Genomic DNA, 23,899 nt, shown 5'->3' with positions numbered 1-23,899 from the left:
CAGGTGGCAGGCTCATCATGCGAGCCTGCTCGAGCGGTTCACATCGAGGGTAATAATAAAAATGAAGGCCGTTACCGATTCGCTGGTGCTGGATCAGGAGGAGGCGTCCGACAAGGCGCTGTTCCTCAGGATCATGCTTCGGATCATGCCGATTCTGTTCATCGGCTACATCATTGCCTACATCGACAGGGTCAACGTCGGCTTCGCCAAGCTGCAGATGCTCGATGACTTGAGCTTCTCCGCCGCGGTCTACGGCTTCGGCTCGGGCATCTTCTTTCTCGGTTTCATCCTCTTCGAAATCCCCAGCAACCTGGTCCTGCACCGGGTCGGCGCGCGGGTCTGGCTGGCCAGGATCATGCTGACCTGGGGCATCATCGCCATCGCCACGCTGTTCGTGCGTACACCGCTGCAGTTCTACATCTCGCGTTTTCTGCTGGGCGCCGCCGAGGCCGGCTTCGTACCAGGTGCGGTGTACTACCTGAGCCTGTGGTTCCCACCCAACCGGCGCGGCCGAGTGTTCTCGATCCTGATCACCGCAACGGCAGTGGGCGGTATCGTGGTCGGACCGTTGTGCGGCTGGATCATGGAGCACTTCGCGCAGTCGCAACTGCTGCGCAACTGGCAATGGCTGTTCCTGCTGCAAGGCTTGCCTGCCCTGGTCTTCGCCGTGGTGTTCTGGCGCCTGCTGCCCGAGCATCCAGACAAGGTCGACTGGCTCAGCAAGGGCGAGCGCGAACGTCTGGCGCAGCTCAACGACAATCGCCAGCAACAGCAATCGGGGCATGAGCGCATCGGCCAGGTGCTGTCCCAGGCCAATGTCTGGTTGCTGGCAGTGACCCTGCTTTCGGTCAACCTGGGGATCTACTCGGCCGTGTTCTGGACGCCGACCATCATCAAGGAGTCGGGTGTCGAGAACCTTTCCAGCATTGGCTACATCTCGTCGCTGCCGTACATCGCTGCTGCGCTGTTCATGCTGGTGCTGGGCAGGTCTTCGGACCACTTCCAGGAGCGGCGCTGGCACATTGCGCTGAGCAGTGTCATCGCCGCGATCGGCCTGTTGCTGGTGGCCAGTGACGGTGAACCGGTGCTGCGCATCGGCGGGGTGATCCTGGCCACCGGCGCGTTCATCGGCACCACACCGCTGATCTGGGCCACGGCCGGCAACTACATGAGCGGTCGCGGTGCGGCGGTGGGTCTGGCGATGATGAATACCATCGCGGCCCTGGGTGGTCTGTTCGGGCCTTATCTGATGGGGCTGGCCAAGGACCTGACCGGCAGCACCAACCTGGCCACCAACGGCCTGGCCGTGGCGGCCCTGCTCGGCAGCCTGGCGATCCTGAGATTGCCGAAGAAGGCTGCTGCCCGCTGAGCCAACTGCGACTCCAGCACCACAACCTGCCAGCGACAGGTGACCGGGCGTCCTGCCCGGCACCGGTCGGCTGACGCCTGCCTGTCGAAATAACCACAACAACAATGGATCGACTGATGAGTGCTCTATTGCGTGCAATTGTGTGCGTCGCTTGCGTGTGCCTGCCGGTTTCCCTGGCGCTGGCCGATGACGCGCCGGTCAACCGAGGCTTTCTCGAGGGAGCCAGCAGCGACCTGCTGGTGCGCAACTATTACTTCGACCGCGACTACCGCAAGGGCGCATCCAACAACTTCGGGGCGTCGCGCGGTTCCTATCGCCAGGAATGGGCGCAGGGTGCCAACCTGGCGTTTTCTTCCGGGTTCACCCAAGGCACCCTGGGCTGGGGCCTCGACGCCTACGCCCGTGGCGGCCTGCGCCTGGACAGCGGTGGCGGCACTACCGGCACCATGCTCCTGCCCATCGGTGACAGCCGCAGGGCGCATGCGGCGTTCGGTACCCTCGGTGGTGCAGTCAAGGTCAACCTGTCGCACACCCGGCTGTACTACGGTGACGTCGCCCCGGCCAACCCGGTGTTCTTCGTCGACACCAGTGCCCGCCTGCTGTCGCAGCTCGCCCATGGCTGGCAGTTGATCAGCGAGGACATCAGCGGCCTGAAACTCGACGCCGGGCGCTTCACCTCCGGCGTCGCCGGCACCGGCACCACACCCGACATCCTGCGCTCGGCCTATTCGGACAAGGAAGTCAAACGCTACCAGTACGCCGGTGGGCGCTACACCCTGTCCAGCAACTGGGACATATCGCTGTTCACCTCCGAGGCCAAGGACTTCTGGCGCCTGTACTACCTGGGCTCCAACTACAGCATCCCGCTGGCGGGCAACCGCAGCCTGCGCCTGTCGTTCAATGGCTATCGGAGCACCGACGCCGGCGCTGCGACGGCCGGCCCCATCGACGGCGTGGCCGGTGCGATCAGTGCGGCCTACACCCAGGGCGCGCATACCTTCACCCTGGTCGCGCAGAAGAACAACAGCGACACGCCCCTGGATGAAATCGCCTTCGCCGATCGCAAGGCCAGCGGCCTGAGCCTGCCGATGGCGATGATGGTCGACGAGTTCCAGGGGCCGCGTGAGCGGGCGTTCCAGTTCCGCTATGAAGTGGACATGGGCGCCTATGCCATCCCTGGCCTGAAGCTCGCCATGCGCTACGGCATCGGCCGCACCGATGGCAGCCACGTCGATCCGTCCAGCGCCTACCGGGGCCTGTACGGGCCCAACGGCCGACACTGGGAAAGCAACTACGACGTGCAGTACGCCGTGCAGGGTGGCTGGGCCAAGGACCTGCGCCTGCGCCTGCGTTACGCCGTGGTGCGCGAGAACAAGGACCAGCCGCTGGCCAATATCGATGAGGTGCGGTTCATCATCGAGTATCCGGTGAAGTTGTTGTAGGAGGGGATGGCTTGAGCATCTCGATATAGCGCTGCACGGCCGGTGCCTTTTCGAATCGCCGATGCAGCACAGCGAGGCTCGACTTTGGCTGGCAGTCGGCGATAGGGCGGTAGTTGACCTGCGGCAGGTTGACCCGGCGCACCATCGACTCCGGCACCACCGCGATGCCCTGGCCCAAGGAGACCAGGGCGACCACTGCTACCAGACTGCCGGGCTGCGGCCCCAGATGAGGGGTGAAGCCGCCCTGTGCGGCTACTGCCAAGGTGCCGGAGATCTGTTCGGGCAGGATGAAGGTTTCCCCTGCCAGCCGTGCGGCGTTGATCAGCGGCAGTTCGTTGAGGCGCGAGCTTGAGGGCAGGGCGAGGACGAAGCCTTCTTCCAGCAGCGTGATGGCGTGCAGTTCTTCTGGTAGCTCCATGGGCATTCGTACATAGGCGAGGTCAAGCAGCCCGTCACGAACCAGTTCGGGCGAGGCCATCATGCCGACCTCGCGGATATTGAGCTGGACGCCGGGGCAGGCTTGATTGAAGTGCGTCACCTGTTGCTGCAGCAGCCCGGAATACGCTGCAGAAGCCACATAACCCACCTCGATCCGCCCGACATCGCCGCGCCCGGCCCGCTGCGCGCCGAGTTGCGCAGCATCGAACTGGCGCACCGCCTGCAACGCCTCGACCCGCAGCGCCTCGCCGGCTGCGGTGAGACGCACGGCCCGTTGGCTGCGCTGGAACAGGCGCACGCCCAGCTCGTTTTCCATGTCCTGGATCTGCCGGCTCAGCGTTGGCGGCGCGATGCCCAACTGCTCAGCGGCACGGGTGAAGTGACCGTGCTGGGCAACGCTGAGGAAGTAGCGGAAATGGCGGATTTCCATGGGGGGTATTGGCTCGGGGATTTGATGATGGTGCAACGCTACAGGGGGGATGGCTTGGGTGCCAAGCGACTGCGCGTTTTAATCTTGTCCAGGTGCTGGCGGAGTTCAAGTTAGCTTGCTGGCCAGAGTTCGCCACCTGCTGCTATTTGCACCGGTTGTCGCACCGCCCTTGTAGGAGCGGGCTTGCCCGCGAAGAGGCCACCACAGTCCCACAAAAGCACCTGCCATCCCCAGAAGCGGCGAACCCTCAAGCCTCTGCTATATGCCACAAGCTCAGCTAAACCCCATGCAGCCCCAAAGCCCGCTGGGCGCATTCCATCCAGCTCATCCTGCGCTTCACCGTCACCTCAGCCTCATCCCCAGCCAGCATCACCGGCATATCCCGCATCCTCATCCAGGGCTCGCTCTGCCAATAGAGCAATGTCGCCGTCCGCCCTCCAGGCCAGCACATCTGTCCCAGTCGCGGCGCTTCATCCCGATTCATCTGCCCATCACGTAGCACTGCCACCACCTCGTGGGTCAGCCAGCGCCTCAAGTGACGGTTCTCCGGAATGTGATGATGAGCCAGTAGGGTGTAGGCTCCGGACTCGCTGACCATGGTGGTTTCGCCGTACTGGCCGTAGCGCAGCAGCTGCACGGTGCGATGCTGGTCCGGGTCGAGCTTGCGGATGCAGTGTTCGTCGAAGAAGCGCCCGGTCATCCGACCGAGTTCGTGGGCACAGAACCAGGCTTGGGATTCGAGCCAGAGGGTGTGGAGGTGACGGTTGTGGCGGGTGAAGAGGGTGGGGGAATAATGGTTGTCCATGATTGGCCTTCCAGAATAAGGAGAGCCGTTTCTAACGGGAACGGGATTCCGCTGCGTGAGCGTTTCTTAGGCGCGTGAGAAAGGTATCTCGCTTCCAGAAGGGCACACAATGCAGCTGAGGTAGGAAACGTCTTTTTCGGAGGTAGCTTGATTGAGGTCGCAAGTCAGCCAGAAAAAATGTTTAGTAAATTACAAAAGATTCTTGTAAATCCTTGAGGTTGTGTTTACATTATCATTTTGATAATTTACTAAATTGGTGTGATATGAGCAGTGGTGCAATTATTCAGCTAGCTCTAGATCTATTTTCGTGTAATCAAAAAGAACTAGCCACACGTCTTGGAGTTTCCCAAACGCAGGTTAGTAAGTGGAAGAAAGGGGATTACATCTCGTATGAGATGGAAACTAAGCTTCGGGAGATGATGGAGATAGGTCAGCAGAACCCGGAGTTCATACTTTGGGTTGGGGGGAAAGAAGCAGCCGCTAAATGGGCGAGGCTCATTAAATTTATAGCGGAAATTGCGCAGCAGCAAGAAGAAACGGGATACCCGACCGAGCCATTATTTGATTCTAGCGATCTATTGTGTTGGAGTGTGTTTTATACGCTCGTTCAGATGGGTGTTGAAATTCCTAAGGTATATCCGTCAGAGTTGGATGTCGATTTCGATGATCCCGATTTAGATTGGGGGGTTGTTGAAATAAATGAAATTTCTTCTTTGGTAGAAAAAATATTTTTGTCCCTAAATGATGTCTATGGGTTCTATGCGGCATATTTGGAATATCTTTTAGAGGATGAGAAACTAGAGCTTTATGGTACCTCCGCTGACAATATACTTCCTTGCCTTATGGAACTGGCCGCTAGCAAGGTCCAATCGGCTGAGAGGTTGGCAAAGAATTTTACAGAGTTTTGTTTCTCTGTGAATTCAAATTATGAAAAGTGGCTGATAGAGATCAAAGAGGCGGCATTTAAAAACGGCGTCCCATTAAAAGCCGAGTTGCTGAATTTAGTGCACATGTCGCATGATGAGGTTGGGCATGAGGCAGAAGCTGAAAGTTTAGGATTTAATAAGCATAGGCTGCACCCTGATATCTATATGAATGAGCTGTTGGTGGGGATGAGGAACGTACAGAAAATGCTTCCGCTTATTTTGAATAAATTGGGAATTGAAGAACCGTTTGATGGTCTTCAATAAACTGATTGTGAGCTAGAAAAAAGGCTGCCCAAAGGCAGCCTTTCTGGATAGCAAGGACGATTAATCCCAGCTCAACGCCCCACCAGTCTGATACTCGATCACGCGCGTCTCAAAGAAGTTCTTCTCCTTCTTCAAGTCCATGATCTCGCTCATCCAAGGGAACGGGTTGGTGGTCCCTGGATACTCTTCCTTCAGACCAATCTGGGTCAGGCGACGGTTGGCGATGAACTTGAGGTAGTCCTCCATCATCGCCGCGTTCATCCCCAGCACGCCGCGTGGCATGGTGTCGCGGGCGTATTCGATCTCCAGCTGGGTCCCTTGCAGGATCATCTGGGTCGCTTCTTCCTTCATCGCCGCATCCCACAGGTGCGGGTTCTCGATCTTGATCTGGTTGATCACGTCGATACCGAAGTTCAGGTGCATCGACTCGTCGCGCAGGATGTACTGGAACTGCTCGGCAACGCCGGTCATCTTGTTGCGACGGCCCATGGACAGGATCTGGGTGAAGCCGCAGTAGAAGAAGATGCCTTCCAGAACGCAGTAGTAGGCGATCAGGTTGCGCAGCAGCTCTTTGTCGGTCTCGACGGTGCCGGTGTTGAACTCCGGATCCGAGATGGCGCGGGTGTACTTCAGGCCCCAGGCGGCTTTCTTCGCGACCGACGGGATCTCGTGGTACATGTTGAAGATCTCGCCTTCATCCATGCCCAGCGACTCGATGCAGTACTGGTAGGCGTGGGTGTGGATCGCCTCTTCGAAGGCCTGGCGCAGGATGTACTGGCGGCACTCGGGGTTGGTGATCAGGCGGTACACGGCCAGGGCCAGGTTGTTGGCAACCAGCGAGTCGGCGGTGGAGAAGAAGCCGAGGTTGCGCATCACGATGCGGCGCTCGTCCTCGGTCAGGCCGTCCATGCTCTTCCACAGGGCGATGTCGGCGGTCATGTTGACCTCCTGCGGCATCCAGTGGTTGGCGCAGCCGTCGAGGTACTTCTGCCAGGCCCAGTCGTACTTGAACGGCACGAGCTGGTTGAGGTCGGCGCGGCAGTTGATCATGCGCTTCTCGTCGACCGCGACGCGGGCCGAGGAGCCTTCCAGCTCGGCCAGGCCTTCGGCGATGTCGAGGGCGTCGAGGGCAGCCTTGGCGCGCTTGACTGCGTCGGAGTCGGTCGCGGTGGCGGCGCGGGCTTCCAGGGCGGCGGCACCGCCGGCGCTGTCGAGCTTGTCGAGGGTGGCGCTGGCATTGGCCTGCGCAGGGGTGTTGCCTTTGGCGGCGACTTCGCCGTCTTCCTTATCGAATTCGTCCCAGCTCAGCATGGTGAGGTTCTCCTGCTCGAGGGCCATCTATGGAGTATGGCCGGTGGATCTTGGTTGCGGTGCCTAGGCCCCAGGGTGGGGTACTGCTGTGCACGCAAATCGGGTGTGCCGTTGAGGCTAACCGAGGCTATGGGGCTTCGGCTTTCTTATATAGGGCTATAGGGAGGCGTTGGCCTCTTCGCGGGCAAGCCCGCTCCTGCAGGGGCTGTGCCGTGGCACAGAAAATTGAGGCTTCCCGTGGGAAGCCTCAGCCAAGCCTTACTGGCAGGCTTCGCAATCCGGCTCGTCGATGGCGCAAGCCTTCGGTACCGGGGCAGGGCCCGCGGCCTGGACCGGGGCGCTGTCGCCGCCGCTGGAAACGGCGTTGAGCTTGCCGGTGTTGATGGTCGACTTCTCGGTGCTGGTCGCGGCCAGGGCACGGAGGTAGTAGGTGGTCTTCAGACCACGGTACCAGGCCATGCGGTAGGTGACGTCCAGCTTCTTGCCCGAAGCGCCGGCGATGTACAGGTTCAGCGACTGGGCCTGGTCGATCCACTTCTGGCGACGCGAGGCGGCATCGACGATCCACTTGGTGTCGACTTCGAACGCGGTGGCGTACAGGTCCTTCAGCTCTTGCGGGATACGCTCGATCTGCTGCACCGAACCGTCGTAGTACTTCAGGTCGTTGATCATGACCGAGTCCCACAGGCCACGGGCCTTCAGGTCGCGGACCAGGTACGGGTTGATCACGGTGAACTCGCCCGACAGGTTCGATTTGACGTACAGGTTCTGGTACGTCGGCTCGATCGACTGCGACACGCCGGTGATGTTGGCGATGGTCGCGGTCGGCGCGATGGCCATGATGTTCGAGTTGCGGATGCCTTTCTGTACGCGCTCGCGGACCGGAGCCCAGTCCAGCGACTCTTCCAGGTTGACGTCGATGTACTTGGCGCCACGGGCCTCGATCAGGATCTGTTGCGAATCCAGCGGCAGGATGCCCTTGGACCACAGCGAACCCTGGAAGGTGTCGTAGGCACCGCGCTCATCGGCCAGGTCGCACGAGGCCTGGATGGCGTAGTAGCTGACCGCTTCCATCGACTTGTCGGCGAACTCGACGGCAGCGTCCGAGCCGTACGGGATGTGCTGCAGGTACAGCGCGTCCTGGAAGCCCATGATGCCCAGGCCGACCGGACGGTGCTTGAAGTTCGAGTTCTGCGCCTGCGGCACCGAGTAGTAGTTGATGTCGATCACGTTGTCGAGCATGCGCACGGCGGTCTTGACGGTACGCGCCAGTTTCGCGGTGTCCAGCTTGCCGTCCACGATGTGGTTCGGCAGGTTGATCGAACCCAGGTTGCACACGGCGATTTCGTCGGCGTTGGTGTTCAGGGTGATCTCGGTGCACAGGTTCGAGCTGTGGACCACGCCCACGTGCTGCTGCGGCGAACGCAGGTTGCACGGGTCCTTGAAAGTCAGCCACGGGTGGCCGGTCTCGAACAGCATCGACAGCATCTTGCGCCACAGGTCTTTGGCCTGGATGGTCTTGAACACCTTGATCTTGTTGTACTCGGTCAGGGCTTCGTAGTACTCGTAGCGCTCTTCGAAGGCCTTGCCGGTCAGGTCGTGCAGATCAGGCACTTCGCTTGGCGAGAACAGGGTCCACTTGCCGTCGTCGAAGACGCGCTTCATGAACAGGTCCGGGATCCAGTTGGCGGTGTTCATGTCGTGGGTACGGCGACGGTCGTCACCGGTGTTCTTGCGCAGCTCGAGGAACTCCTCGATGTCCAGGTGCCAGGTTTCCAGGTAGGCGCAGACCGCGCCCTTGCGCTTGCCGCCCTGGTTGACCGCAACCGCGGTGTCGTTGACCACTTTCAGGAACGGCACGACGCCTTGCGACTTGCCGTTGGTGCCCTTGATGTACGAGCCCAGGGCGCGTACCGGGGTCCAGTCGTTGCCCAGGCCGCCAGCGAATTTGGACAGCATGGCGTTGTCGTGGATGGCCTTGTAGATGCCCGACAGGTCGTCCGGAACGGTGGTCAGGTAGCAGCTGGACAGCTGTGGACGCAGGGTGCCGGCGTTGAACAGGGTCGGGGTCGAGGCCATGTAGTCGAACGACGACAACAGGTTGTAGAACTCGATCGCACGGGCTTCGCGGTCTTTCTCCTGCAGCGCCAGGCCCATGGCCACGCGCATGAAGAACACCTGCGGCAGTTCGAAGCGCACGCCATCCTTGTGGATGAAGTAGCGGTCGTAGAGGGTCTGCAGGCCCAGGTAGGTGAACTGCTGGTCACGCTCGTGGTTGATGGCCTTGCCCATGCGCTCCAGGTCGTAGCCCTTCAGTGCCGGGTCGAGCAGCTCGAACTCGACGCCTTTCTCGACGTAGGCCGGCAGGGCCTTGGCATACAGTTCGGCCATCTCGTGGTGGGTGGCGCTGTCGGCCACGCCGAGGAAGCCCAGGCCTTCGGCACGCAGGGTGTCCATCAGCAGGCGGGCGGTGACGAACGAGTAGTTCGGCTCGCGCTCGACCAGGGTACGGGCGGTCATCACCAGGGCGGTGTTGACGTCCTTGATGGCCACGCCGTCGTAGAGGTTCTTCAGGGTGTCGCGCTGGATCAGGTCGCCATCGACTTCGGCCAGGCCTTCGCAGGCTTCGCTGATGATGGTGTTCAGGCGCGCCATGTCCAGCGGCGCCAGGCTGCCGTCGGCCAGGGTGATGCGGATGCTCGGGTGCGGCTCGACCACGGCGTCGGTGTGGGCGCGGGTGGCACGCTCTTTTGCGCGCTGGTCGCGGTAGATCACGTAGTCGCGGGCGACTTTCTGCTCGCCGGCACGCATCAGCGCCAGTTCGACCTGGTCCTGGATTTCTTCGATGTGGATGGTGCCACCGGACGGCATGCGGCGCTTGAACGTGGCAGTGACCTGCTCGGTCAGGCGCGCGACGGTGTCGTGGATGCGCGACGAGGCGGCGGCGGTGCCGCCTTCAACTGCAAGGAACGCCTTGGTGATGGCAACGGTGATCTTGTCGTCGGTGTAGGGGACGACAGTGCCGTTGCGCTTGATCACGCGCAGTTGGCCCGGAGCGGTCGCAGCCAGATCCTGGTTCGAATCGGCGGCCTGCGGCGCCTTGGCCTGCGGGTTCTCGCGAGTTGTGTCGGTTTGCATGGGTGTCTCCACAGTTTCTATATTGTTCAGGCGCCTTGTGGGCGCCCACCGTTCCATCCATCAGTTCGACCGGCCCGGGTGGGGGATGCCACGCGCACGTGCATCCGCCCGCTCGGGCTTACCGACTTCGGGACAGACTCAGGAATAAGGGGCAATCAATTGCCGCTCCCTGGCCGAAGTCAAAGATTCTGGGTCACGCCCAAAAACTGTTGCTGTCGGGTGCCAGGCGATGCCTGCAACACCCATACCCGAACAAGACCCTGGCGGGCTTGCCTCGGTCGCGCCTGCGCAGGAGCGCTTTGGCTGCTGAAATCACCGTAAGTTCCGGCACAAAAATCGCTTGAGTTTCGGCCTGGACTTGTGTTTGTGATTTGGGGCGAAGCCACAACATGTAGTGGTTCGCTGCACTGGGGATACAAGATAATGCGGTATCGGGGTCTTTGCAAGGCGAGCTGCTGTGGATAACTTGTGGGTACTTTGTGTGTGAAAGGTGGGTATTCGCTGTAGGCCTTGTCGCAGGAGGTTTTAGCCGGTTTCGGGCCTGTGACAGAATTTTTCGCACAGTTGGCAGTGCCCTGGGCGGGACGTAGTATCGGGGCGATATGTTGCCCTTTGGTGAAGGGCGGCGGTGGCCTCGTCGCGGCGCGGGCCTGCTCCCATGATAAACAGAGGTGATCGGCGATGGACCAGCCCAACAACCGCATCCTCATCGTCGAGGACGACGAGCGCCTGGCCGAGCTCACCGCCGAATACCTGCAGGCCAATGGCTTCGAGGTGGCGGTCGAGGGCGACGGCGGGCGGGCGGTGCGGCGCATCATCGACAGCCAGCCCGACCTGGTGGTCCTCGACCTGATGCTCCCAGGCGAAGATGGCCTGAGCATCTGCCGGCGGGTGCGCGGCCAGTACCCCAACCCAATCCTCATGCTCACCGCGCGCAGCGACGAACTCGACCAGGTCCAGGGCCTGGACCTGGGGGCCGACGACTACGTGTGCAAACCGGTGCGCCCGCGCCTGCTGCTGGCGCGCATCAATGCCCTGCTGCGGCGCAGCGAGGCGCCCCAGGGCAGGGGCCATGAACTGAGCTTCGGCCCGTTGCGCATCGACAACCGCCTGCGCGAGGCCTGGCTCGGCGGGCAACCGATCGACCTGACCGGCGCCGAATTCGACCTGCTCTGGTTGCTGGCCAGCAACGCCGGGCGGGTGCTGTCGCGCGAGCAGATCTTCACCTCGCTGCGTGGCGTCGGCTATGACGGCCAGGACCGCTCCATCGATGTGCGCATTTCCAAGATCCGCCCCAAGATAGGTGACGATCCGATCCATCCGCGGCTGATCAAGACCCTGCGCAGCAAGGGCTACCTGTTCGTCGGCGACGCTGCCGCATGAATTCGATCTTCCTGCGCATCTATGGCGGCATGCTCGCGGTGCTGGTGCTGGTCGCCGTGCTGGGTGTGCTGAGCCTGCACCTGGTCAACGAGGTACGTGCCGGCCAGCATCGCGAAGGCCTGGCGCAAGGCACCTTCAGCCTGATGGCAGACAACCTGGCGCTGCAGAACGAGGTCGAGCGCAAGCGCTCGCTGGTGATCTGGGAGCGTCTGCTCGGGGTGCCGCTGGACCTGGTGCCGCTGTCGGCGCAGACCCTCGATGCCGGCCAGCGCAGCCGCCTGGCGCGTGGCCTGGTGGTGGTGGAGAAGACCGGGCCGCATGCGGCCAAGGTGTTGCGCCAGGTGGGGCATGAAGAGGTGCTGCTGGTGGCCCAGGTCAAGCAGGTCAGTGAACAGCTGGCCCGTGCCACGCTTTACCTGCTGGCCGACGAACTGGTGCGCTACCCGGTCACCGAGCAACAGCAGCGCCTGGCCCAGATCAGGCAGAGCAAGGGCTTCGGCTTCGATATCGCCCTGCAGCGCATCGAGCGGGTCGGGTTGGACGACGACCAGCGGCGCCGGGTCGAGGAGGGCGACACGGTGATGGCGCTGGGCCGCGACGGTGATTCGATCCGCGTGTTCGCCGGGTTGTCCGGCTCGCCCTGGGTGCTGGAAATCGGCCCGCTGTACCAGCTCAACCCCTATCCGCCACAACTGTTGATCCTCATCGCCTTTCTCGGGCTGTGCCTGATCGGGCTGGTGGTCTACCTGCTGGTACGCCAGCTCGAACGCCGGGTCTCGGGGCTGGAGATGGCGGCCTCGCGCATCGCCCAGGGCAGCCTGGAAACCCGTGTGCCGGCCGGCGATGCCGACTCGGTCGGGCGCCTGGCTGCGGCGTTCAACGGCATGGCCGAGCACCTGCAGCGCTCGCTGACGATGCAGCGCGAGCTGGTGCGGGCGGTGTCCCACGAACTGCGCACCCCGGTGGCACGCCTGCGCTTCGGCCTGGAGATGATCGAGAGCGCCAGTACCGAGCAGGCACGGGCCAAGCACCTGGCGGGCATGGACAGCGACATCCAGGACCTGGACCGGCTGGTCGACGAAATGCTCACCTATGCGCGCCTGGAGCAAGGTGCGCCGGCGCTCAAGTTCCAGCGCGTCGACCTGGACAATCTGCTGGACCGGGTGATCGACGAGCTGGCGCCGCTGCGTGCCGATGTGCGGGTGACGCGCGGCAGCTGTCAGCTGGGCGAAGACCGGGAGACCTGGGTCGAGGCCGAGCCGCGCTATCTGCACCGGGCCTTGCAGAACCTGGTGAGCAATGCCATGCGCCACGCCGAATCGGAGGTGCGCCTGAGCTTCCAGCTGGGCCAGCAGCGCTGTCGCATCGAGGTGGAAGACGATGGACCGGGCATTCCCGAGGGCGTCTGGGACCGCATCTTCACCCCCTTCACCCGCCTGGACGACAGCCGTACGCGCGCCTCGGGTGGCCATGGCCTGGGGCTGTCGATCGTGCGGCGGATCATCTATTGGCACGGTGGCCGGGCGCAGGTGGGGCGCAGCGAGGCACTGGGCGGCGCCTGTTTCAGCCTGAACTGGCCGCGCGAGCAGGCGCCGGGCTGAGCCTCAGGCGTTGACCAGGCTCAGCAGGTGGCCATCCTTCAGGCAGAATTGGCCGTCCAGTTCGCGGCCGTGGTGCCACTCGTCCGACAGGTCGGTGAGCAGGCGCAGGCGTGCCTGGCCCGCGGCGTCCCACTCCAGCACTTCGGCGTGTTCGAAGTAGAAGCGCTTGAGGGTCAGCGGGTAGAGGGCCTTGAACAGGCTTTCCTTGAGCGAGAAGGTCAGGGTCACACCCAGGCCGATCGTTGAGCGGTCGAGGCGCTGCAGCTCGTCGGTGGTGAGGATCTCGCCTGCCAGGCGCTCGGCGCGCTCATCGTCGAGCAAGCTCTCCTGGTCAAGACCGATGCCTTGGCAGGCGCCTTCATGGGCAACCACGGCAGCGGCCCAGCCCTGGCCGTGGGTGATCGAACCTCGGATGCCGGTGGGCCAGACCGGTGAACGGTCTTCGTGGCTGCCCGGAACATAGTCGCGGCCGTCGAGACGCTGCAGCGCCGCACGGGCACAGACTCGGCCGGCCAGGTACTCGGCCTGGCGCTTGGCCACCGAGCGCTGCAGGCTGGCGCTTTGTACGATGCCAGCACGCTGGAAGTCGTCGTTGGCCAGGCGCTTGGGGTCGAAGGCGCAACTGACCAGCACCGCGCCGGGGAGGGGCTGGGGCAGGGGCCAGTGGTGCTGGAGTGGGGTGCAGCAGGTGGGAAGTCTGTCCATGGGCGGTATTGTGCCAGTTCCGGCCCTTTACAGGTATGCAGGGCATCAGTAGCGGGCCTCGACCGAGGAGGCCGCCGCGGTCTGGACCCCTACTTGAACGCTTGCTTGAAAAACGCCTGCATATCCTTCCATGAGCTTTCATCTGCCGCCTTGTCATAGCCAATGTCCGGCCCGCCATGCGCGCCATGGCTCAGGCGGTCCGCATCCGGGTTGGTAAAGCCATGCCTGGCCCCGGGAATGCCAACGAACTGCATGTCTGCCCCGGCATCCTTCATTTCTTTCTTGAAGGCCTCGACCTGCTCGGGCGTGACCATGCTGTCGGCCTCGCCATGCTCGACCAGGATCTTCGCCCTGACCACCCCAGGCTTGGCCGGTGTCTGGGTGACCAGCGCGCCATGGAAGCTCACCACGCCATCGAGCTTCTCGCCCCGGCGTGCGGCGTCGAGCACCACCTTGCCGCCGAAGCAGTAGCCGACGGCACCCAGCTGGTGCTTGTTGGTGTTGGGTTGCAGCTTGAGCAGTTCGAGCCCGGCGTCGAAGCGTCGCGCCGCTGCCGCTGGATCCTTGAGCGCTGCCGCCATGAACGCCTGGGCGTCCTGCGGGTGCTCGGTGTGCTTGCCGTCGCCATACATGTCGATGGCCAGCGCGTTGTAGCCCAGCGCTGCAAGATCGCGGGCGCGGCGCTTGGCGTAGTCGTTCAACCCCCACCATTCATGCACCACGACGATACCCGGGCGCTTGCCTTCGACGGCATCGTCGTAGGCGTAGTAGCCGATCAGCGCGGTGCCGTCGGCGTCCTGGTAGCGGATCTCGCGGGTCTGTACCGCCGCCTGGGCAAAGGCGGCGCTGCACATCAGGGCCAGGGCCAGCAGTGTACGCATGGGGGTGTTCTCCAGGAATGATGCATCCGTGTCCAGTTCGTTCAGCCAAGGTTCAGCCGGGGTTCAGGAGCGGTTCAGGGCGCCCTGCTTACTCTAGTCCCCAGACCGAAACAGCGCACCTAACTGGAGAAACAAAGCATGAAAGCACTCAACACCCTGATGGTTGCCATGGCTGTTTGCGCCGCCGGCGTTGCCGCCACCGCCCAGGCCGACGATACCTTCGCCAGCCTGACCTACGGCCAGACCAGCGACAAAGTCCGCAAGTCCGGCCTGCTGCAACGCAACACCGACCACCTCAACGCCGACGGCATCATCGGCAAGGACAGCACCTGGGGCCTGCGTGTCGGCCAGATCAACGAGCAGGGCCGCTACTACCTGACCTACGACAACGTCTCGGGTGACCACAGCGGCGTCAAGCTGCGCCAGGAAAACCTGCTCGGCAGCTACGATGCATTCCTGCCGATCACCGACACCACCAAGCTGTTCGGCGGTGGCAGCATCGGCGTCACCAAGCTGACCCAGACATCCTCCGGCTACAGCCGCGACACCGACTACGGCTACGCAGTCGGCCTGCAGGCCGGTGTGCTGCAGCAGGTCACCGACAATACCTCGGTCGAACTGGGCTACCGTTACCTGACCAGCAACGCCGCCACCGAACTGTCCTCGCACGGTGGTCCGAAGGATGGCACCCTGCGCCTGAAGAGCAGCGCCCAGACCTACCTCGCCGCCAGCTACAAGTTCTAAGGTCGAGGTTCACCGAACCGGCAGGGGTTTCCCGTGCCGGTTCGCTGTTATGCTGTGCCGGCCCTGATCGCGCTGCGACCGGGGAGATAGACATATAAGGAGAAGCGGCATGAAGTTGCTGGTGGTCGAGGACGAGGCGTTGCTGCGTCATCACCTGTACACGCGCCTGGGCGAGACGGGGCATGTGGTCCAGGCCGTAGGCGATGCCGAGGAGGCGCTGTACCAGGCCGAGCAGTACAACCACGACCTCGCCGTGATCGACCTGGGCTTGCCGGGCATGAGCGGGCTGGACCTGATCCGCCGGTTGCGCAGCCAGGACAAGACCTTCCCCATCCTGATTCTCACTGCTCGCGGCAACTGGCAGGACAAGGTCGAGGGCCTGGCTGCCGGCGCCGACGACTACGTGGTCAAGCCCTTCCAGTTCGAAGAGCTGGAGGCGCGCCTGAACGCGCTGCTGCGCCGCTCCAGCGGCTTCACCCAGTCGACCATCGCCGCTGGCCCCCTGGTGCTGGACCTCAACCGCAAGCAGGCCACCCTGGGCGATCAGCCCCTGGCGCTCACCGCCTACGAATACCGGATTCTCGAATACCTCATGCGCCATCACCAGCAGGTGGTGGCCAAGGATCGCCTGATGGAACAGCTGTACCCGGACGACGAGGAGCGTGATCCCAACGTCATCGAGGTACTGGTCGGCCGCCTGCGGCGCAAGCTCGAGGGCGACAACGGCTTCAAACCCATCGACACAGTACGTGGCCTGGGCTACCTGTTCACCGAGCGCTGCCGATGATCCGCTCGCTGCGCCTGCGTCTGATGATGGCCGCGGCGCTGCTGGCCCTGCTGTTCATGCTGGCACTGCTGCCAGCGTTGCAGAAGGCTTTCAGCCTGGCCCTGCAGGAGTCGATCGAGCAGCGCCTGGCTTCGGATGTGACCACCATGATCTCGGCCGCGCGTATCGAGCACGGGCACCTGCAGATGCCCGACCTGCTGCCCGACGAGCGTTACAACCTGCCCAACATGGGCCTGCTCGGCTATATCTTCGACCGCGAAGGCCGGTTGGTCTGGCGCTCGCGCGCCACCGCCGACAAGCACATCAACTATCAACCCCGCTATGACGGACGCGGCAACGAGTTCGCGCGGATCCGCCAGGACGACGGCGACGAGTTCTTCGTCTACGACGTCGAGGTCAAGCTGCTCGGCGGCAAGAGCGCGGCGTTCAGTATCGTCGCGCTGCAACCGGTGCGTGAATACCAGCACACCCTCGATGGCCTGCGCGAGAAACTCTACCTGGGCTTCGGCGCGGCCTTGCTGGCGTTGATGGTGCTGCTCTGGGCCGGCCTGACCTGGGGCCTGCGCTCGCTTCGACGGCTCAGCCGGGAGCTGGACGAGGTGGAAAGCGGTGCCCGCGAAGGGCTTAGCCGTGAGCATCCGCGCGAGCTGCTGCGCCTGACCGGCTCGCTGAACCGCCTGCTGCACAGCGAGCGCGAGCAGCGCCAGCGCTATCGTGATTCGCTGGACGACCTGGCGCACAGCCTGAAGACGCCGCTGGCAGTGTTGCAGGGCGTCGGCGAAAGCATGGGCCAGGGCAGCGGCGAGCGCGAGCAGGCGCGAGTGCTGCAGAGCCAGATCGAGCGCATGAGCCAGCAGATCGACTACCAGCTGCAGCGCGCCAGCCTGCGCAAGAGTGGCCTGGTGCGCCACCAGGTGCGTCTGGCACCGGTGCTCGACAGCCTGTGCAGCACGCTGGACAAGGTCTATCGAGACAAGCGCGTCACCATCACCCTGGACATTCCGGCACAGGCACGGGTGCCGATCGAGGAGGGCGCCTTGCTCGAGCTGCTCGGCAACCTGCTGGAGAACGCCTACCGGTTGTGCCTGGGGCAGGTGCGGGTGAGCCTGGAGGAATTGCCGGAACAGTTGGTACTGTGCGTGGAGGATGATGGTCCGGGTGTACCGCCGGGCCAGCGCATGCGCATCCTGCAGCGTGGCGAGCGCCTGGACCGGCAGCATCCGGGGCAGGGGATCGGCCTTGCGGTGGTCAAGGATATCATCGACAGCTTCGATGCCCGGCTAACGCTGGATGATTCGCCCTTGGGTGGGGCCGCGTTCAGGATCGTGTTCAGCCTGGAGTGACCCTGCGGGCAGCTCGACCTCATCGCGGGACGAGTCGCAGCGGCGACCCGCCGCTCGCACAAGGGCCGAATGTGAGCCCCTTGCACCGGGCGGATTCCCGCCATCGCTCTGGTACGAATCTCGCCACCGGGCGGAAATCCGCCAACCCATCCCTGTCGGTGCGCCCTGTCCTTGGGCGGAAATTTCCCGAAAACACTGGCCTTGCACCCAATCCGGGCATTTTGGCATCACCCTTGCTAAAGATCTGGCAGAGGCCTGCTCAGGCAGCTCGAACACAACGACAAATCCCTCCAGGTGCAGGAGGGTTCGCGCTTTAGGTGCCACGCCCTGGGAAGGGTGACACGGCACACTTGAGGATATTTAAGCCATGACGACACGTCAGCCGCTGTACAAGTCCCTGTATGTCCAGGTGATCGTTGCCATCACCATCGGCATTCTGCTCGGCCACTACTACCCCGAAACCGGCGTTGCCCTCAAACCCTTGGGTGACGGCTTCGTCAAACTGATCAAGATGGTCATCGCTCCGATCATCTTCTGCACCGTGGTCAGCGGTATCGCCGGCATGCAGAGCATGAAGTCGGTCGGCAAGACCGGCGGCTACGCACTCCTGTACTTCGAGATCGTCTCCACCATCGCCCTGATCATCGGTCTGGTCGTCGTCAACGTTGTGCAGCCAGGCGCTGGCATGCACGTCGATGTCAGCACCCTGAACGCCAGCAGCGTCGCCGCCTACGCCGCCGCCGGTGCGCAGCAGACCACCGTCGGCTTCCTGCTCAACATCATCCCCAACACCGTGGTCGGTGCCTTCGCCAACGGCGACATCCTCCAGGTCCTGATGTTCTCGGTGCTGTTCGGCTTCGCCCTGCATCGCCTGGGCAGCTACGGCAAGCCGGTGCTCGAGCTGATCGACCGCTTCGCCCATGTCATGTTCAACATCATCAACATGATCATGAAGCTGGCCCCGATCGGTGCCTTCGGTGCGATGGCCTTCACCATCGGCCAGTACGGCGTGGGTTCGCTGGTGCAGCTGGGCTACCTGATGGCCTGCTTCTACATCACCTGCCTGGCGTTCATCCTGATCGTGCTCGGTGGTATCTGCCGCGCCCATGGCTTCAGCGTCCTCAAGCTGATCCGCTACATCCGTGAAGAGCTGCTGATCGTACTGGGTACTTCCTCCTCGGAATCGGCCCTGCCACGCATGCTGGCCAAGATGGAGCGCCTGGGCGCCAAGAAATCCGTGGTTGGCCTGGTGATCCCGACCGGCTACTCGTTCAACCTCGACGGTACCTCGATCTACCTGACCATGGCTGCGGTGTTCATCGCCCAGGCCACCGACACCACCATGGACATCACCCACCAGATCACCCTGCTGCTGGTGCTGCTGGTCGCGTCCAAAGGTGCTGCCGGCGTGACCGGTTCGGGCTTCATCGTCCTGGCTGCCACCCTGTCTGCCGTTGGCCACCTGCCGGTTGCCGGCCTGGCGCTGATCCTGGGTATCGACCGCTTCATGTCCGAAGCCCGCGCCCTGACCAACCTGATCGGCAACGCCGTTGCCACCGTGGTCGTGGCCAAGTGGGTCAAGGAGCTGGACACCGACAAGCTGCAATCGGAACTGGCTTCCGGCGGTGCGCCGCTGGTTGAAACCCGTCCGACCGACGACCTGGGCGTTGCTGAAGGCCCGGCTACTCGCTGATAGCGCTTGTAGTGATGTGAAAAAAGGCGACCTTCGGGTCGCCTTTTTCATGCCTGGGTATTCTGTCGTCGGTGGCGGCCCTATCGCGGGGCAAGCCCGCTCCCACTGATACGGTGGGGGCGGGTCTACCCGCGAATGCGTTGGTTCATTCGACGCGTGTCTCGCCGCTGTACACCAGAATCTCCCGGCACCGCCTGCACAGATACCGTCGCCCCTGGCGCACCAGCTTGTGCCGCTGCGCGCTGAACGCAAAGTCGCTGTCCGGGCACGGGCAGCGGTAGATGTAGCGGGTCGCCACGCGCCGCTGCACTTCGTAGTTGTGGCAGCGATTGGGCGGCAGTTCGTAGACCCCGCGCATGATCAGTTGCCATTCCTCGCCATGGGCCTGGATGCGCTCGCCGAACAGTTGGTGGGCGATCAGGTGGGCGACTTCATGGGCCACGGTCTGGCGCAGGAAATCTTCCTGGTTTTCACGGTACAGCTGCAGATTGAAACGCAGCAGGTTCTCGTGCAGGTGCGCGACACCGGCCTTCTGGCCGCGCAGCTTGAAGCTGACCTGCGGGCGCGGGAAGGTGCGTTTGAAGAAGGTTTCGGCTTGCTGGTAACAGGTTTCGACGCGTTGCGTGAGTTGCTCGGGCATGGCGGGATGATTCTCCTGACGCGCCATTATGCCGCAAGCCTTCTGCGCTTGCCGAGCCGCCGGTCAGCACGAAGCCAGAGGCCGCCAAAACGGCGGCCCCTGGCCCGACGCCCCAGTGTTGGTATTTCTAATTGGTGTAGACCGGCCCCACGCCAAGCCCCCAGATGATGACCGTGGCGGCCATGATCGCCACCAGCACCACCAGCCCTACCGCCAGTACCGAACTGGAGAACAGGAAGCCTTCGTCACTGGGGATGTTCATGAAGGTCGGCAGCCCGACGTACAGCAGGTAGACCGTGTAGCAGATGGCCGCCGTGCCCAGCAGCATGCCCAGCCACAGGTGCGGGTAGAGTGCGGCCAGGCCGCCGAGGAACAACGGGGTGGCGGTGTAGGTGGCAAAGGCGATGCACTGCGCCATCGACGGGTTGGCATCGTAGGTGCGTGCCATCCAGTGGATGAAGGCGCCCATTACCGCGACCCCGGCCAGCATCGCCAGGTAGGACATGACGCTCATCCATAGCGCGCTTTCCATGGTCAGCATCACCGGTGGTCGGTCACCAATCACCCAGCCCACCTGGGTGGTGCCGATGAAGGCCGACACCGCCGGAATCGCCGCCAGGATCAGGGTATGGGTCAGGTACATGTGGCTGATGCTTTCGTCTTCGCCACGGATCTCGCGCCATTCCTGGTCAGGATGGGTAAACAGCCCCAGAACGTGATGGATCATGCCGGTCACTCCTATCGTCGTCGCCAAACGCCCCCCAAGCGGAGCGCCTGTGGCCCGAGGCCAGGCAACCGATCAAGCGGTAATATGGCCTTATGTCGCAGTATAGGAAGCAGAACCCGGCACAAACCCGGGTTTTTAGAGCAAATCGCGCTGTCGGCGCCGCTGTTGATTCTTTATCGGAATGGCCTACGCCTGTGCCCGGTTTGTGCGTAAAATAGCCGGCTTTTGTCACACCTCGCGGATCCAAGCGCTATGGGCACCCTCTCGGTCAACCAGAACAAACTGCAAAAACGCCTGCGTCGTCTCGCCGGCGAAGCCATCACCGACTACAACATGATCGAGGATGGCGACAAGGTCATGGTCTGCCTGTCCGGCGGCAAGGACAGCTACACCATGCTCGATGTTCTGCTGCACCTGCAGAAGGTGGCACCGATTTCGTTCGAGATCGTCGCGGTGAACATGGACCAGAAGCAGCCCGGTTTCCCCGAGCACGTGCTGCCGGCCTACCTCAAGACCCTCGGTGTCGAGTACCACATCGTCGAGAAGGATACCTACTCGGTGGTCAAGGAGCTGATCCCCGAGGGCATGACCACTTGCTCGCTGTGCTCGCGCCTGCGCCGCGGCACGCTGTACACCTTCGCCGACGAGATCGGCGCGACCAAAATGGCGCTCGGCCACCACCGCGACGACATCGTCGAGACCTTCTTCCTCAACATGTTCTTCAACGGTGCACTCAAGGGCATGCCGCCCAAGCTGCGCGCCGACGATGGCCGCAACGTGGTGATCCGTCCGCTGGCCTACTGCAGCGAGAAAGACATCCAGGCCTATTCGGACATGAAGGAATTCCCGATCATTCCGTGCAACCTGTGCGGCTCGCAGGAAAACCTGCAGCGCCAGGTGGTCAAGGATATGCTGGTGGAGTGGGAGCGCAAGCACCCGGGGCGTACCGAGAGCATCTTCCGCGCCCTGCAGAACGTGGCGCCGTCGCAGCTGGCCGACCGCAACCTGTTCGACTTCACCAGCCTGAAGATCGACGAGAACGCCACCCCGCGTTTCCTCGACGTGCTGAACATCTGACCCATGCGCGACTACCAGTGGCTGCATGAGTACTGCCTCAACCGCTTCGGCTCGGCCAAGGCGCTCGAGGCCTACCTGCCGCAACCGCGCAGCGCGGCGCAGTTGCGCGACATCACCGACGACCGCTACCTGTCGACCCTGGCCCTGCGGGTGTTCCGCGCCGGGCTCAAGCACAGCCTGGTGGACGCCAAATGGCCGGCGTTCGAGCAGGTATTCTTTGCTTTCGACCCGGAGAAAGTGGTGCTGATGGGCGCCGAGCACCTGGAGCGGCTGATGCAGGACGAACGCATCATCCGCCACCTGGGCAAGCTCAAGAGCGTGCCGCGCAACGCGCAGATGATTCTCGACGTGGTGAAGGAAAAGGGCAGTTTCGGTGCCTTCATCGCCGAATGGCCCGAGACCGATATCGTCGGCCTGTGGAAGTACCTGGCCAAGCACGGCAACCAGCTCGGCGGCCTGTCGGCGCCGCGTTTCCTGCGCATGGTCGGCAAGGATACCTTCATCCCCACCGAAGACATGGCAGCAGCCTTGATTGCGCAGAAAGTCATCGACAAGCAGCCCACCAGCCAGCGCGACCTGGCGCTGGTGCAGCAGGCGTTCAACCAGTGGCATGAAGAGAGTGGCCGGCCGCTGTGCCAGCTGTCGGTGATGCTGGCGCATACCGTCAATCATTGAGGTTTGCGGCGTCTGCTTCGCGGGGCAAGCCCGCCCCTACAGGTATTGCGCTGAACCTGTAGGAGCGGGCTTGCCCGCGAATGCCGTATCAGTTGCCCTATTCCCCCGCCATCCGCCGCTCGAACTGAAACTTCCAGCGAACGTACAGCAACCCGCTGACGAACAACCCCAGGCTCATCAGCACCTCGACCCAGCCAAACAGTGCCCGGCCAGGATCGAACGCCGCAAGCACGCCCTTGATGAAATAGATGTTCACCACGAAGCAGGTCCAGGCGTGTGCCCGGGCGCTGCCGCTGACCATGCCCGGCAGCAACAGCAGCAAGGGGACCAGTTCGATGGCCAGGATCACCTCGACCCGCGCGCCATGCAGGTCGGCGAACACCAGGTTGTTCACCACCAGCAGGGCGATCAGGCCGAAGAAGCAGGCCAGGCTCAGCGCCCGGGTCAGGCGCAGGCGTGGCGCCAACCAGTCCAGCGCCGGCAGCACCCTGGGCTTTCTAGCCACGCTCGCCACCCAGGGCCTTGGCGGTGTTGGCCAGGCGCTGGCCGAGGGCACGGCACAGGGCGATTTCGTGCTGATCCAGCTCGCGCTTGCCGTCGGCGCCGGCATGGTGACTGGCGCCATAAGGCGTGCCGCCACCGCGGGTCTCGAGCAGGGCCGATTCGCTGTAGGGCAGGCCGGTCACCAGCATGCCGTGGTGCATCAGTGGCAGCAGCATCGACAACAGGGTGGTTTCCTGCCCGCCATGCAGGCTGGCGGTGGAGGTGAACACGGCGGCCGGCTTGCCGACCAGCTCGCCACCCAGCCACAGGCTGCTGGTGCCGTCGAGGAAGTACTTCAGCGGCGCCGCCATGTTACCGAAGCGGGTCGGGCTGCCCAGGGCCAGGCCCGCGCAGTGGCGCAGGTCGTCGAGGGTGGCGTAGAGCGCGCCGCTGGCAGGGATGTCGGGCGCCACCGCTTCGCATTCGGTGGAAATCGCCGGCACCGTGCGCAGGCGTGCTTCCAGGCCAGCCATCTCGACGCCACGGGCGATGTGCCGGGCCATCTCGCTGGTGGAGCCGTGGCGGCTGTAGTACAGGACCAGGATGAACGGATCGCTCACGGCAGGATCTCCAGGATTTTCTCGGGCGGGCGGCCGATCACGGCCTTGTCGCCAGCGACCAGGATCGGGCGTTCGATCAGTTTCGGATGGCCGACCATGGCGTCGATCAGTTGCGCGTCGCTGAGCGCGGGGTTGGCCAGGTCCAGGGCCTTGTATTCGTCTTCGCCGCTGCGTAGCAACTGGCGTGCGCCGATACCGAGCTTGCCGAGCAGTGCCTTGAGCGTGGCGGCGTCGGGCGGGGTTTCGAGATAGCGCACCACGGTCGGGGCCAGGCCGCGCGCTTCGAGCAGCTCGAGGGCGCCGCGGGATTTGGAGCAGCGCGGGTTATGATAGAGGGTCAGATCGGTCATGACGGGTCGCATCCAGCTGGGTGTGGCGGTTATTCTAACCGCAGCGACCAACATTTCCTGCTTTAAA

At 63.1% G+C, this 23,899-nt stretch carries 22 protein-coding genes; 11 read left to right on the top strand and 11 right to left on the bottom strand.

Annotation, left to right across the window (positions count from 1 at the left end; translation table 11 throughout):
- Positions 1-61: 61 nt before the first annotated feature.
- Positions 62-1,369, top strand: a complete 1,308-nt coding sequence (locus AC1TXO_RS20250; protein ID WP_486403386.1) for an MFS transporter — start codon at positions 62-64, stop codon at positions 1,367-1,369.
- 116 nt (positions 1,370-1,485) lie between these two features.
- Entirely contained in the window at positions 1,486-2,811 is a 1,326-nt protein-coding gene (locus AC1TXO_RS20245) for an OprD family outer membrane porin (protein ID WP_486403385.1), read from the top strand.
- On the opposite strand, the gene AC1TXO_RS20240 is transcribed toward AC1TXO_RS20245, so the two are convergent.
- Both AC1TXO_RS20240 and AC1TXO_RS20235 read right to left on the bottom strand, forming a co-directional pair.
- Entirely contained in the window at positions 2,783-3,679 is an 897-nt protein-coding gene (locus AC1TXO_RS20240; RefSeq protein ID WP_486403384.1) for a LysR family transcriptional regulator, read from the bottom strand. The genes AC1TXO_RS20245 and AC1TXO_RS20240 overlap by 29 nt on opposite strands.
- 277 nt (positions 3,680-3,956) lie before the next feature.
- Positions 3,957-4,484: a BRO-N domain-containing protein gene (locus tag AC1TXO_RS20235; RefSeq protein WP_486403383.1), complete on the bottom strand. Its 528-nt coding sequence runs from the start codon at positions 4,482-4,484 to the stop codon at positions 3,957-3,959.
- A gap of 263 nt (positions 4,485-4,747) precedes the next feature.
- On the opposite strand from AC1TXO_RS20235, the gene AC1TXO_RS20230 reads away from it, so the two are divergent.
- The gene (locus tag AC1TXO_RS20230) at positions 4,748-5,674 is read left to right on the top strand and encodes a hypothetical protein (RefSeq protein WP_486403382.1); all 927 of its coding nucleotides are present in this window, start codon (positions 4,748-4,750) and stop codon (positions 5,672-5,674) included.
- 60 nt (positions 5,675-5,734) lie between these two features.
- Here AC1TXO_RS20230 and AC1TXO_RS20225 read toward each other — a convergent pair whose 3' ends face one another.
- Both AC1TXO_RS20225 and AC1TXO_RS20220 read right to left on the bottom strand, forming a co-directional pair.
- The gene (locus AC1TXO_RS20225) at positions 5,735-6,985 is read right to left on the bottom strand and encodes a ribonucleotide-diphosphate reductase subunit beta (RefSeq protein ID WP_486403381.1); all 1,251 of its coding nucleotides are present in this window, start codon (positions 6,983-6,985) and stop codon (positions 5,735-5,737) included.
- Between the two features lie 258 nt (positions 6,986-7,243).
- Positions 7,244-10,123: a ribonucleoside-diphosphate reductase subunit alpha gene (locus tag AC1TXO_RS20220; RefSeq protein ID WP_486403380.1), complete on the bottom strand. Its 2,880-nt coding sequence runs from the start codon at positions 10,121-10,123 to the stop codon at positions 7,244-7,246.
- A gap of 681 nt (positions 10,124-10,804) precedes the next feature.
- On the opposite strand from AC1TXO_RS20220, the gene AC1TXO_RS20215 reads away from it, so the two are divergent.
- Positions 10,805-11,506 carry a response regulator gene (locus tag AC1TXO_RS20215; RefSeq protein WP_486403379.1) on the top strand — a complete coding sequence of 234 codons (702 nt, stop codon included), beginning with the start codon at positions 10,805-10,807 and terminating at the stop codon, positions 11,504-11,506.
- Positions 11,503-13,107 carry an ATP-binding protein gene (locus AC1TXO_RS20210; RefSeq protein ID WP_486403378.1) on the top strand — a complete coding sequence of 535 codons (1,605 nt, stop codon included), beginning with the start codon at positions 11,503-11,505 and terminating at the stop codon, positions 13,105-13,107. Before AC1TXO_RS20215 ends, AC1TXO_RS20210 begins: the two co-directional genes overlap by 4 nt.
- A gap of 3 nt (positions 13,108-13,110) precedes the next feature.
- Here the strand turns inward: AC1TXO_RS20210 and AC1TXO_RS20205 are convergent, their stop codons facing one another.
- Together AC1TXO_RS20205 and AC1TXO_RS20200 are read right to left on the bottom strand one after the other, a co-directional pair.
- Positions 13,111-13,812 (bottom strand): 4'-phosphopantetheinyl transferase family protein, encoded by a 702-nt coding sequence (locus tag AC1TXO_RS20205; RefSeq protein ID WP_486403377.1) that lies wholly within the window; start codon positions 13,810-13,812, stop codon positions 13,111-13,113.
- 89 nt (positions 13,813-13,901) lie between these two features.
- Positions 13,902-14,693 carry a dienelactone hydrolase family protein gene (locus tag AC1TXO_RS20200; protein ID WP_486403376.1) on the bottom strand — a complete coding sequence of 264 codons (792 nt, stop codon included), beginning with the start codon at positions 14,691-14,693 and terminating at the stop codon, positions 13,902-13,904.
- Between the two features lie 138 nt (positions 14,694-14,831).
- On the opposite strand from AC1TXO_RS20200, the gene AC1TXO_RS20195 reads away from it, so the two are divergent.
- The 4 genes from AC1TXO_RS20195 (at position 14,832) to AC1TXO_RS20180 (ending at position 19,260) form a co-directional block, all read left to right on the top strand.
- On the top strand, positions 14,832-15,437 hold the full coding sequence (locus tag AC1TXO_RS20195) for an outer membrane protein (protein WP_486403375.1): 606 nt from the start codon (positions 14,832-14,834) through the stop codon (positions 15,435-15,437).
- A gap of 109 nt (positions 15,438-15,546) precedes the next feature.
- On the top strand, positions 15,547-16,224 hold the full coding sequence (locus AC1TXO_RS20190; RefSeq protein ID WP_486403374.1) for a response regulator: 678 nt from the start codon (positions 15,547-15,549) through the stop codon (positions 16,222-16,224).
- A complete protein-coding gene (locus AC1TXO_RS20185; RefSeq protein WP_486403373.1) occupies positions 16,221-17,567 on the top strand; it encodes an ATP-binding protein in 1,347 nt (448 codons plus the stop codon). The genes AC1TXO_RS20190 and AC1TXO_RS20185 overlap by 4 nt, the downstream gene beginning before the upstream one ends.
- A gap of 367 nt (positions 17,568-17,934) precedes the next feature.
- Entirely contained in the window at positions 17,935-19,260 is a 1,326-nt protein-coding gene (locus AC1TXO_RS20180; protein WP_486403372.1) for a dicarboxylate/amino acid:cation symporter, read from the top strand.
- Positions 19,261-19,405: 145 nt separating this feature from the next.
- Here AC1TXO_RS20180 and AC1TXO_RS20175 read toward each other — a convergent pair whose 3' ends face one another.
- A complete protein-coding gene (locus AC1TXO_RS20175) occupies positions 19,406-19,900 on the bottom strand; it encodes a SprT family zinc-dependent metalloprotease (protein WP_486403371.1) in 495 nt (164 codons plus the stop codon).
- A gap of 127 nt (positions 19,901-20,027) precedes the next feature.
- Complete coding sequence (locus tag AC1TXO_RS20170; protein WP_486403370.1) at positions 20,028-20,627, bottom strand: Yip1 family protein; 600 nt, start codon at positions 20,625-20,627, stop codon at positions 20,028-20,030.
- Positions 20,628-20,879: 252 nt separating this feature from the next.
- Here AC1TXO_RS20170 and ttcA point away from each other — a divergent pair, with 252 nt between their 5' ends.
- Both ttcA and AC1TXO_RS20160 read left to right on the top strand, forming a co-directional pair.
- Positions 20,880-21,704 (top strand): tRNA 2-thiocytidine(32) synthetase TtcA, encoded by an 825-nt coding sequence (ttcA, locus tag AC1TXO_RS20165; protein ID WP_486403369.1) that lies wholly within the window; start codon positions 20,880-20,882, stop codon positions 21,702-21,704.
- Positions 21,705-21,707: 3 nt separating this feature from the next.
- Positions 21,708-22,379 carry a DNA-3-methyladenine glycosylase I gene (locus tag AC1TXO_RS20160; protein WP_486403368.1) on the top strand — a complete coding sequence of 224 codons (672 nt, stop codon included), beginning with the start codon at positions 21,708-21,710 and terminating at the stop codon, positions 22,377-22,379.
- 97 nt (positions 22,380-22,476) lie between these two features.
- Here AC1TXO_RS20160 and AC1TXO_RS20155 read toward each other — a convergent pair whose 3' ends face one another.
- Genes AC1TXO_RS20155 through arsC form a run of 3 tightly spaced genes read right to left on the bottom strand, consistent with a single transcriptional unit; the run spans position 22,477 to position 23,832 of the window.
- Positions 22,477-22,884, bottom strand: coding sequence for a DUF2069 domain-containing protein (locus AC1TXO_RS20155; protein ID WP_486403367.1), 408 nt, complete (start codon positions 22,882-22,884; stop codon positions 22,477-22,479).
- Positions 22,877-23,482, bottom strand: a complete 606-nt coding sequence (gene wrbA / locus AC1TXO_RS20150; RefSeq protein WP_402765720.1) for an NAD(P)H:quinone oxidoreductase — start codon at positions 23,480-23,482, stop codon at positions 22,877-22,879. Before wrbA ends, AC1TXO_RS20155 begins: the two co-directional genes overlap by 8 nt.
- Entirely contained in the window at positions 23,479-23,832 is a 354-nt protein-coding gene (arsC, locus tag AC1TXO_RS20145) for an arsenate reductase (glutaredoxin) (protein WP_486403366.1), read from the bottom strand. Before arsC ends, wrbA begins: the two co-directional genes overlap by 4 nt.
- Positions 23,833-23,899: the final 67 nt, after the last annotated feature.

Source organism: Pseudomonas sp. FA117 (genome assembly GCF_057370475.1).
Note: the sequence above shows the minus strand (reverse complement) of the source record. Positions and strands in the feature narration are given on the sequence as shown.